Consider the following 10,926-nt stretch of genomic DNA (forward strand, 5'->3'; position numbering starts at 1 on the left):
CCTTTCCCCTTTCCCCGAACCCTATTGCCTCCCCATCCTCTTCCCAGTCAACAGTCAACAAATCTTAACCTAAATTCTTAATTTCTAAATATTTGGTCTAATATTTTCAACAATTCTTTTGCTGTGTACGGTTTTGATAAAACTGCTTGCACCTTGGTATCAGCAGCTTCGGTCAACATTTCCATTGAATTCAAACCGCTACAGGCAATAATTTTAACTTCTTTGTTCATTTTTTGTAAGGTGCGAATAGCGATGATCCCATCCATTTCTGGCATCATGATATCCATTAATACAGCTTTAATTTGATGCTTGTACTGGGCATAAAAGGCAATGGCTTCAATGCCTGTACTGGCAGCGAGCATTTTATAATTGTGATTTTCGAGGATGATTTGAGCAATTTCACGAATTTGAGGTTCGTCATCTACAACTAAAATTAATTCTCCTTGTCCTGTATGCGCTTCTAAATTTTCTACATTCAGTACTTCCGTTGCTTGCACCGCTGGTAAAAAAACTCGAAATTTGCTACCTTTACCAACTCGGCTGGATACTTTAATAAAACCACCGTGGCTTTTAACAATCCCAAGTGCAGTTGAAAGTCCTAGCCCAGTCCCTGTATTAACGCCTTTTGTAGTAAAAAATGGCTCAAAAATTTTATCTAATATTTCTGGCGGTATGCCTATTCCATTATCGGTAATAGTAATCACAATATAATTACCAACTTTGGCATCAAGATTCATTTTTGTATAAGTTTCATCAAGAAACTGATTGGTTGCAGAAATAGCGATAATGCCGCCATCTGGGAGAGCGTCACGGGCATTTACTATGAGATTCATCAATACTTGATGTAGTTGTGTTGTGTCTCCAGTGACAGCCCAAATATCTTCTGCGATGCTTGTGGAAAATTCAATGGATTTAGGAAATGTTTGCTGAGTGATTTGGATAATTTCTGAAATCAAATACTCAACTTGGATAATTCTGCGCTCTCCTTGAAATCCTCGCGTAAAGGATAAGACTTGCTTGACTAATGTCGCCCCGCGTCTAGCGTTGCTTTCTACAAGTGTCATTAGTTGTTGACAACGCTCTTCCTCTTGAAACAATTTGTTTTGTAACAATTGAGATGCGGCTAAAATTGGCGTCAATATATTATTCAAGTCGTGGGCAATGCCGCCTGCAAGAGTACCAACGCTTTCCAATCGCTGGGTACGAAAAAACTGTTCTTGGAGTTGTTTTTTTTCTGTAATATCTGTGTCAACACAGAGGATGGATTTGGGTTTACCGTTTCCATCCTGCATTAATGTCCAACGGCTTTCAACGACAATTTTCTTACCAGATTTGGTAATTTTATTTAACTCACCTTGCCAACAACCTTTTTCAATGACACTTTTTAGGGGCACTTCTAATTGCGTTTGAGTTTCTGGTGCAAACAAAATCTCTCTAGAGTCTTTTTCCAGCACCTCTTTGGAGAGCCAACCGTATATCCGCTCTGCACCTTTATTCCAAAATAATATTTGGAATTGGAAATCTCTGACTAATATGGCATCGGTGGCAATATCAAGTAGAGCCGCTTGTTAGGAGATTTTTTGTTCGTTGAGTTTGCGTTCGGTGATATCTCTGTTTGTACCGATGGTTCGTATCGGCTCGCCGATTTCGTTATGGTATACCTGGCTTGTGGAGTTTAACCAGTGTATACTGCCATCAGACCAGACGACTCGATACTCTATGGTTCCTCTTCCTTCTTCAAAAACGCGAGTTATGCTGGCAATCACAGATTCTCGGTCTTCTGGATGGATTAAATTTAGGTACTCTTCAAAACTGGGACATGGGCTACCGGAGGGCAAACCATAAAGTAGTCCCATATTGGCAGACCAAATAACGGTGTTGGCTTTGAGGTTCCTGTCCCAGATGCCCATGTGGGCAGTTTCTAGAGCTAAATTCAATCGCGCTTCACTTTCGCGCAGTGATTCTTCCGCGAGTTTGCGCTCTGTGATATCTTCGGCGATACCGCTGTAGTAGTTAATTTTTCCTTCGCCATCGCACACAGAAAAGCCCCGATTCCAAATCCAGCGTAAGGAGCCATCAAGTTGGAAAATTCGATATTCTGCTGAAGCCGACTGATTTTTCAGCAGTTGTTCTATGAATTGGCTGGCGCATTGGCGATCGTCTGGATAAACCGTATCTATCCAAAACTCTGGTTGCTCAAACAAAATCTCACAAGAACGACCCCAAATTTTTTCATAAGCAGGACTAATGTACAAAGGTTTCAATGAATTAGCGCTAGCAATCCAAATCACTGCTTCGGTATTTTCGGCGAAATAGCGGAATTTCTCTTCACTTTGGCGCAGTGCTTCTTCGGCAATTTGGCGATCGCGCATTGCTGCTTGCTGTTCGGTAATGTCTCTCCCTACCCCTTGAATTTCAACAATTTCTCCTTCTTCATTTCTAATCCCAATACTCTTCCATTGAAACCAGCGAATACCGTTAACAGTGAATGCACGTCGTTCACCAGTTGTCAATATACAAGAGGAAGATATTAAACTTGTGATATTTTCTTTGGCTTGCGGTAAGTCATCTGGATGAAGAAAGTCAACAATCGACTGAGTGCGAAACTCATCTGCCCTCCAACCAAAGGTTTGACAAGCAGCCGCATTGGCAAAGGTCACACGCCCTTGCAAATCAATGCGAATAATAATGTCCGTTTGGCTTTCTACCAGTTGGCGATAGAGGTTCTCACTTTGCCTTAATGCCTCTTCCATCCGTTGGCGTTGCCTAATTTCTTTTTGCAACAGTGCGTTAGACAAAACAAGTTCTGCTGTTCTTTCTGCCACTCGTCTTTCTAACTGATTGTGAGCTTGGCGCAGTGCTTCTTTTGCTTGTTGCCGTTCGGTAATGTTGCAAAGTAACCACCGCCAGCCAATTTGCTGGTTTTGTGAGTCGTAAATCGCAGTCACTTTAATCCTAGCCAGGAAAGGTTTCTTTTTCTGTGGTTTGAGGTTAATTTCCCACTCTTGTACCTGCTGGCAATTTTTCAATCGGGTGGTAAAAGTCTGGCGGTCTTCCTGAGCAACAAACAATACTAAAGGTTTGTTTAACAAATATTCTTGGGACATAGCCAGCAACGTTGCTGCCGTATGATTAACCTCTTGGATAACACCTGCTGTATTAGTTACCAAGTAACCATCTGGAGCAAACTCAAACAAATCTTGGTAACGCCGCCGCTCTAATTCTATGATCTCGCGAGCAGTCAGCAGTTCTTCATTTTGTTGCCGCAGTTCCTCTTGTGTCGTCCGAAATTCTTCTAGGGCTTGCTGAAGTTGCTGATTAACTTGGATAATTTCACGAGATTGTGCCTCAACCCATAGTTTCAAGTAATTTTGAGTTTGGTAGCGCATTTGGTCTATTTCAACTTGCTCATTAGCTTGGGTAAACTCATCTGTGGGTTTTTGGAAACATTGTTGCAATCCTTCAACAACCCCAGCCATTTTGACTAAATCAAACGCTTGTAGCAAGTCAGCCTCACCGATGATTCCTACCAATTGCCCATCATCATCTAAAACTGGCAAATGGTGAATTTGGCGGTGGCGGAACAGCGATAAGACCATGAAAATATCTTGAGCATCTGATTCTCTCAGGGTAACAACTGGCTGCCTCATCACCTCGGCCATTGTTGTCCTCGATAAATCAATTGCAGAAGCTATGAGTCTGACTACATCTTGTTGTGTAAAAATACCTAATAATTTTCCTGCTTCCATAACCAAGACACAATCAGTTAGCGATCGCTCTTGTAGCCTGAAATCCCATGATATATAACTAGATTGTGCATATTTATGACATCTTTCCTGATTCATTAAGACAATAGCTTCGACTACATAATTATCAGGATTAATCGTTATGGGAGTACGATTAATAACATGATATAAGGTAGGTAAATCAATCAGCCGCTCGTTGAATTGCATAGTTAATCAGTCAATTCTAATTATCTTGTTGATAACAGGACGAACTAGCAGAAGCTAGCATAAATAAAAGTCGGTAAAATCTTGCCAATCAATAATTTTTGTCTGGAAATAAGCAAGTAATTAAGGATTTTGATAAGTATGCCCTGTAAATTTCACTAAACGAATACAGGAAAAACAGCACAATTTAGTAACTAAGCCAGGAACGCCAAGTAGAGAGAAGATAGAATTTCAGAGTAGACAAACTCATTCTATTGTCAAATTCAATATAGATGAGCTGTTATTTAAAGAGATTACCTTATTTAACGGGCTTGTAGTATTACGTAGAATAAAATTTTGGCAATTGATAATAGCATTCGAGGCATGAAATACAGCCCCAGTATGGAATTGGGGTAAAACATGGGAAGACAAATAAAATTGTAAATAAAAAAGTCACCAGCGCGTGTAATGCTTCGGATTCTTTCAAGGAGTATCGGTGGTCACTTTTCTATTCCATAAGGTAGAGAATTAGACTACACAAATTCAGCACCAACTTAGTAGAATGGCGCAAAAAAAACCGAAGTATGTAAATGAAAGTCAAGTTCATTGAAAAGTTGATTTTTTTGTTATGAAATAAATATTTTTCCTTATGCTACGCGAAGAGTTACGGTATTTCGCTAAGACTATCAGAACATCGATAAAAACGGGAAATTCAAATAATCTATCCTAATTTGAGAAAAGAATGTGACAGATACACGCGCCTGTCTCTGGCAAACAAGTCGGGGAACCCCAAGACGGGTGAGCGAAAAAAGGTGTGGGGAGTGTGGGAAGTGTGGGAAGTGTGGGGAGTGTGGAGGGTAATTTTTTGGATACTTAGCTAGAAATCCCACACAAAATTTCGTTCACCCCCCCAAGACCACAGTCAATACTTGTCGGGTTTTGGGGAAAAGGGGCAAGGGAAAGGGGAAAGAAAAAACCTTTACCCTTTACCCGGTTGGTGAGCTTGTCGAACCATTAACCTTTTCCCAAAATCAAATTCCGAGTTGAAAATGCACAAAGCGAGCAGTATTGAGACCACAGTGGCTCCTGTTAACTGTGAACCGTCAACAGTCAACAGTCAACAATCCTCAGGATTTTAGAAGAAAATAGTTCAATACCCTGGGGTGATTACTCAATAAATGTGTATAAATATTATAAAAAATAATAAGTATTTTAAATTTCCTCACAAGTTCCTCACATTCTGAGACTATAGTCAAAATATAGACAAATTAGTTTAAGTAATTACGGCTTTATCAACTGACTGCCTGGATTTGCAATAACACTTTTATTAACAGGATTTGACAAAATATGAATTACTGTCCTTGCTGTTCCGGATTACTTTTAGAACATCTACGTGGTAGAGAAACTTACTGGTTCTGTCGCCACTGTTGGCAAGAAATGCCTGTTTATGAACAGAATCAAGTGAGTTCGTTTGCAGAGACAGTTATGGGAAAATTACCTAATAAACTACAAAAAGCAGAACATACTAATACATTTAGCTACGCAAGGCAACGGCGATCCATTAGTGGATGGATTGGATTACAAGAGTTACCTGCCTAATACAACTTATCTGATTTAAGATAGGTATAATTTCTTAGTATGTATTTCAGTAATGAATTGATAAAAAATGTTAGGTTATAGTCTGCTTATTAAGTATTACCTAACACAAAACCTTGAAGAAGAATACAGAATTCAGAATACAGAATTCAGCAATCTTGAGGCGACGCTCGGAAACTCTCAATACGGTTCGGTTAAAGGGGAAAGGGGAAAGGGTAAAGGTTTCCAATACATCCTTTACCCCTTACCCCTTAACCTTTTCCCAGACCACAAGGGAACTTCATACTGCTTATCCAAACCGTATTGAGTACCGAGTGGGGGGAAAGAACATTTTCATCCTTGGTGATGTACAAAGTTCATCGGGACTGCCTTGTTTTTTGAAAAAGGTTAAATCCCGAATCAATTTAAAGATTTTTCGCTTTGAAAAGTTAATTTGTAATTGCTTTTTATTACGGTGTTGCTAATAATATCAGCTTTTAAATGCAGCTTCCGTCTTCATCCCAAGATTCATGTTCTAGTAAATCAATAATTCTATCTCTGAGTAGAAATTCATTTTTTTCTAGCTCAAGTTCAAAATTAATCCAGTCCCGATGAGGAATATATTTACACAGAGTATAAATTTGCTGCTGACGGTTAACAAGTTTCTTTTTAACAAGTTCAAGTGCTTCTTCCTTGATCAGCTTGATGTCATATTTAACCGTAGTTTTCATAGATTGTTCCTTTGTTTTTAATCAAGGAATTACAGTAAAATTCACAATTCAAAATACAAAATTAGCTGAGAAATTAGACCACTGACTTGGGACTATGGCACAGCTAACCCGTGTTTGCGAGCATTTGGCTTTGCCAACACCAAGGGCGAAGGAAACTTCAAAGAAGCAAACAAGCTTAATAGCTAGTTTTGCAATTTAGCTTGTGTACTTGATTTTCCTTAAAATCTACTCTCAGAATCTAAACAAGACTTGCTTTGACTCTACCTTAAAATTATCAAAAAAATTCAGAAAAATTGTGAAGAATCAAGACATTAATGCTTGTTGGAAACAAGATATGTGAGTAAGATCATCTTTTGTCTTCTAAGTATACCCCTTCAGATAGAGGTTTTTGCAAGGTGAGAAAGCTGGTATGACAAACTGTAAACAAAAAACGATAGACACGTTCTCTGGGCGACTTGCCAAAATATAAGCTAGTGTAAAGAACGTTCTCTAGAGAATTTCTACCATGCTCCTGAATGTTGATAAAGTTCGTCAATATTTTCCTGCCCTGGCTGGTGAATGGACTTTTTTTGATAATGCTGGCGGCTCACAAACTCTGAAAAAAGTAGTAGATAGAATTAGCGAATTTCTCTTAACTTCTGATGTTCAGTTGGGAGCTTCTTATGGAGTTTCGCAACTTGCAGGAGAACGATTAGCTTTAGCCACTAGGGGAATAGCTACTTTGATTAATGCCAACTCTCCCCAAGAAGTGGTAATGGGGCCATCTACTACGATGATGTTAAGAGTTTTGTCAATTTGTTTAGGTCAAACCTTCACACCAGGTGATGAAATTATTGTTACTAATTGCGACCATGAGGCAAATATTGGTGCTTGGGTTGCTTTGGAAAAACAAGGAATAAAGATTAAAGTCTGGCAAATTCGTCCAGACACCTTGGAACTCGATTTAGCAGATTTAGAAACATTGATGAATCAGCGCACAAAATTAGTAGCCTTAACTCATGCTTCTAATGTTTTAGGAACTATCAACCCTATTAAAGAAATTGCTGCATTTGTACGCGATCGCCATGCTATGATTTGCGTCGATGGTGTTGCTTATGCACCACACAGATTGATTGATGTCCAAGATTTAGATGTTGATTTTTATACTCTAAGTTTTTATAAAGTTTACGGGCCACATCATGCTTTACTTTATGGTAAAAAAGAACATTTATTAAGATTGCCTGGGCTGAACCATTATTTTATTTCCCAAACAGATATACCTTATAAATTTCAACTAGGAAATGTCAATTTTGAATTAAGTTATGGCATGTTGGGTTTATGTGATTATCTCAGCGAACTAGCACAAATTCACTACGATAATCAAACTGCAACGGATTTGAGAAATCAAATGGTGCAGGCATTTGATTTAATTAGTATACATGAAGAAGAGATTAGCGATCGCCTCCTAAATTACCTCAACAGCAAGCCTAATGTCCGAATCATCGGTCAACCAAAAGCTGACCGCAATTACCGCGTCCCGACTATATCTTTCGTCGTCGATGGCATCCATAGTTCAACAATTCCGCCAAAAATTGACAAACATTATATTGGAATTCGCTACGGAGACTTTTATGCTAAACGGTTAATTGAATATTTAGGTTTAGCATCCCAAGGTGGAATTGTGAGAGTGAGTATGGTACATTACAACACCCTTGAGGAAGTTAATCGGTTAATTGAGGCTTTTGAGCAGGTGTTTTAATGTTGATTGAGGAGTTAAAAGTTAGGAGTTAGGAGTTATAGCAGTTGTACCAAATGGGAACCAATGATTCCCAAATCTTACCAATGAGCGATCGCTTTTTCAAGCATGGAATATGGGGGACACCCATGAAATGGATCAACCTTTCACATGAAGTTAGGGACTTCCAAGTAAAAAAATATTCCATAGAAGACTGTTGACAGTCAACAGTCAATGGAAAATTCCAAGATTTTTCAACTTACCTGTGGAATCTGGGTTTTAAGGAATAGTTAAGTGTAAAACTTGTACCTCTTGTTGTGGAGAAATTAATGTTTTACCCACAGGAATAACTGCTAAAGCATTGGTTTGAGCGAGATTAATTAAATTACCAGAACTATGACTACCACTAGCTTTATGAAATTGATAAATTCCATCATTTAGATGTAATTTTCCCCAAAGATAAGTTTCACGCTGACCATCAGATCGCAATTCATCATACGATGGCACTTTTAAAAATATTGGTTCCCAACCTTGCTGAATTCCTGAAAGTTTTTTGATGGCTGGTAGCACAAACCGCCAAAAAGTTACTAATACTGATGCAGGATTTCCTGGTAAGCCAAAGTAGAGGGGAGAGTGGGGAGTGGGGAGGGTGGCGACAGTGAGGGGTTTACCTGGCCTGATATTTACAGCCTGAAAGTGGATTTTGGCTTCTAGTGATTGGAGAATTTTGTCAATGTAATCGTAATCTCCCACTGAAACACCACCGGAAGATAGAACTATATCAGCGATCGCAGCTGCATCGGTAATAACTTTCCTCAGGGCCACTGGTTCATCTTTGACAATGCCCAATAGTAATGGTTCCGCCCCACATTCTCTGACTAAAGCAGCCAGCGCATATTGATTAGAATCCACAATTTGCCCTGGTTGCAACGATTGATTAACTGTTACCAACTCATCGCCAGTAGAAAAAATGGCCACACGTGGACGGCGGTAAACATTTAATTGCGAACACTGGGCTGCTGCTAAAACGGCGATTTCTGGGGCATTTAACTGAATACCGGCTGGTAGTAGTTGTGTTCCAGCTTGGTAAAAAGATGCTTTATGTCTGACAAATTCTTGGGGTTGTGGCGCAGCAAGGATGAAAACGCGGTTTTCTTCTCGACGCGTCTTTTCTTGCATCACAACAGTATCAGTACCAGCTGGCATAACGGCACCTGTGAAAATCCGCGCCGCTTGCCCTCTGCCAATGATAGATTGAGGCTGATATCCGGCCGGAATTTCTTCAATAATGTCCAAAACTGTTGGTTGTTGGGCGCTGGAGTCTTGCACATCTTCGTATCGGACTGCATACCCATCCATCGCCGAGTTATCCCAATGGGGGAAATCTAGAGGGCTGCTGACTGGTGCTGCCAAAATTCGACTAGCAGCCGCTAATAAATTTACAACTTCTGTATCCCGTTGATTATCCAACGGCTGCACCAAATTTAAGATTATTGCTTGTGCATTGCTGACTGATAGCATAACTAATGGCTTTAGTTTGGTACTCTTAAGTTAATCAGTATAGCGATCGCACACAACAGAACAAACTGATGTACTGATATCGCCCAGTGCCTACGCTGCCAATATTTTCTCAACTCAAACTTTGAGGGGAAGATTAATTTGAAAAATTGAACCTTGACCAACTGTACTTTTCACAGTGATTTGGCCATTGTATCCTTGCACAATTTGTTGAGCGATGGCTAGTCCCAATCCAAAGCCGCCAGTTTGCCGAGATCGAACAGTATCTACACGATAAAAGCGATCGAAAATATGTGGTAAATCAGCAGCCGGAATCCCAATACCATCGTCTTTCACCTGAATTACTGCCCAGTGAGATTGGGTAAAAAGTAATAATTCCACCTTACCCCCTGCTGGCGTATATTTGAAAGCATTAGTCAAGAGATTAATCACCGCTTGTTTGAGCAAATTGGCATCAGCTTCTAACATTACGGGTTGTTCTGGAAATCTTGCATTAAAATTCAGATTTTGGGCAGGAGCCTGAGCTGCAAAATCTTCACTCAAGGATTTTAAAATTTCACACAAATCAACGGGTTTTAATATCGTGTCCGTCAGCGAACCATTATGACGCGACAGAAAAAGCAGATTATTAATCAGCGTACTCATGGATTTAGCAGTTTCAGCAATATTTTGCAACCGCAATCTTTGTTCCGATAAATCTTCCGGTGGCATCAAAGCAACCTGGGCATTACTCAATACCGTAGCCACCGGTGCGCGTAATTCATGAGAAGCATCAGCCGTAAATCGTTGCAATTGCTTATAAGCCCGCAAACTTGGGCGCATCGCCAACCCGCCCAAAAACCAACCCGTAATTCCAATCACACCAAAAGTCACAGGAACCCCCAAAGTTAAAAACAAGCGGGCTTGGTTCAAGCTATTGCGTAAAGAGTTCATGGGAACCGCCGTTTGGAAATAGCCAATTAACTCTTTATCTGACAAAACAGGAAGCGTAACTTGGCGAACCCAAGTGGTTTGAGTAGGATAATCTGAGTTGAGTGCTGTTTGCAGCGTGTGAAATCCTGGTTCAGTCATTAGTTGTTTATCGCCAGACGAACCAATAAATTGCACCAGTTGTTTCTTAGAGTTGTACCATCGAGCGTACACCAGCCCACCATTTAACGATGCACCGTTTTCCAGAGAACTTTGTTGGCTGCGCTGATTTTGCCATTGACTTTGATAAAACGAGTATTCAGTTTTAGCAGCAAAAGCCTTACTTTGTGAAAATACTTCGTCATCAAAAACCCGCAACTGTTCTTCCACACTCAGACAGTAACCCACCCCAGCAAAGGCAAACAAAATTCCACCCATCGACAGGGCAAACCAGTGAGCAAGATTACGGCGGCTATGTTCAAACATTAGTCATTAGTCATTAGTCATTTGTTTTTCCCCGCGTCCCCGCGTCTCCCCATCTCCCCATCTC

General features: G+C 40.1%; 7 protein-coding genes. 2 read left to right on the forward strand and 5 right to left on the reverse strand.

Annotated elements, in window-relative coordinates; all coding sequences use genetic code 11:
• Positions 1-77: 77 nt before the first annotated feature.
• Both GNE10_RS36420 and GNE10_RS36425 read right to left on the reverse strand, forming a co-directional pair.
• Positions 78-1,550, reverse strand: coding sequence for an ATP-binding protein (locus tag GNE10_RS36420; protein ID WP_311774848.1), 1,473 nt, complete (start codon positions 1,548-1,550; stop codon positions 78-80).
• 18 nt (positions 1,551-1,568) lie between these two features.
• A complete protein-coding gene (locus GNE10_RS36425; protein WP_311774847.1) occupies positions 1,569-3,953 on the reverse strand; it encodes a PAS domain S-box protein in 2,385 nt (794 codons plus the stop codon).
• 1,323 nt (positions 3,954-5,276) lie between these two features.
• Between GNE10_RS36425 and GNE10_RS25045 the strand changes: the two genes are divergently transcribed.
• Positions 5,277-5,528, forward strand: coding sequence for a hypothetical protein (locus GNE10_RS25045; RefSeq protein ID WP_185567622.1), 252 nt, complete (start codon positions 5,277-5,279; stop codon positions 5,526-5,528).
• Positions 5,529-6,001: 473 nt separating this feature from the next.
• Here GNE10_RS25045 and GNE10_RS25050 read toward each other — a convergent pair whose 3' ends face one another.
• Positions 6,002-6,235, reverse strand: coding sequence for a DUF4327 family protein (locus GNE10_RS25050; protein WP_099072628.1), 234 nt, complete (start codon positions 6,233-6,235; stop codon positions 6,002-6,004).
• A gap of 505 nt (positions 6,236-6,740) precedes the next feature.
• Between GNE10_RS25050 and GNE10_RS25055 the strand changes: the two genes are divergently transcribed.
• Positions 6,741-7,973 (forward strand): cysteine desulfurase-like protein, encoded by a 1,233-nt coding sequence (locus GNE10_RS25055; protein ID WP_185567624.1) that lies wholly within the window; start codon positions 6,741-6,743, stop codon positions 7,971-7,973.
• A 255-nt stretch (positions 7,974-8,228) separates the two neighbouring features.
• On the opposite strand, the gene glp is transcribed toward GNE10_RS25055, so the two are convergent.
• A complete protein-coding gene (glp, locus tag GNE10_RS25060) occupies positions 8,229-9,470 on the reverse strand; it encodes a gephyrin-like molybdotransferase Glp (RefSeq protein WP_185567626.1) in 1,242 nt (413 codons plus the stop codon).
• Positions 9,471-9,584: 114 nt separating this feature from the next.
• On the reverse strand, positions 9,585-10,862 hold the full coding sequence (locus GNE10_RS25065) for a cell wall metabolism sensor histidine kinase WalK (protein ID WP_185567627.1): 1,278 nt from the start codon (positions 10,860-10,862) through the stop codon (positions 9,585-9,587).
• Between the last annotated feature and the right edge of the window lie 64 nt (positions 10,863-10,926).

The sequence above is a fragment of the Nostoc sp. 2RC genome (genome assembly GCF_014222165.1).
GTDB classification, from domain to species: domain Bacteria; phylum Cyanobacteriota; class Cyanobacteriia; order Cyanobacteriales; family Nostocaceae; genus Nostoc; species Nostoc linckia.

Excerpts from the sequence above, each read along its gene's own strand:
- GNE10_RS36425 (WP_311774847.1), bottom strand. The coding sequence starts at position 3,953 with ATGCAATTCAACGAGCGGCTGATTGATTTACCTACCTTATATCATGTT.
- GNE10_RS25045 (WP_185567622.1), top strand. The coding sequence starts at position 5,277 with ATGAATTACTGTCCTTGCTGTTCCGGATTACTTTTAGAACATCTACGT.
- GNE10_RS25050 (WP_099072628.1), bottom strand. The coding sequence starts at position 6,235 with ATGAAAACTACGGTTAAATATGACATCAAGCTGATCAAGGAAGAAGCA.
- GNE10_RS25055 (WP_185567624.1), top strand. The coding sequence starts at position 6,741 with ATGCTCCTGAATGTTGATAAAGTTCGTCAATATTTTCCTGCCCTGGCT.
- glp (WP_185567626.1), bottom strand. The coding sequence starts at position 9,470 with ATGCTATCAGTCAGCAATGCACAAGCAATAATCTTAAATTTGGTGCAG.
- GNE10_RS25065 (WP_185567627.1), bottom strand. The coding sequence starts at position 10,862 with ATGTTTGAACATAGCCGCCGTAATCTTGCTCACTGGTTTGCCCTGTCG.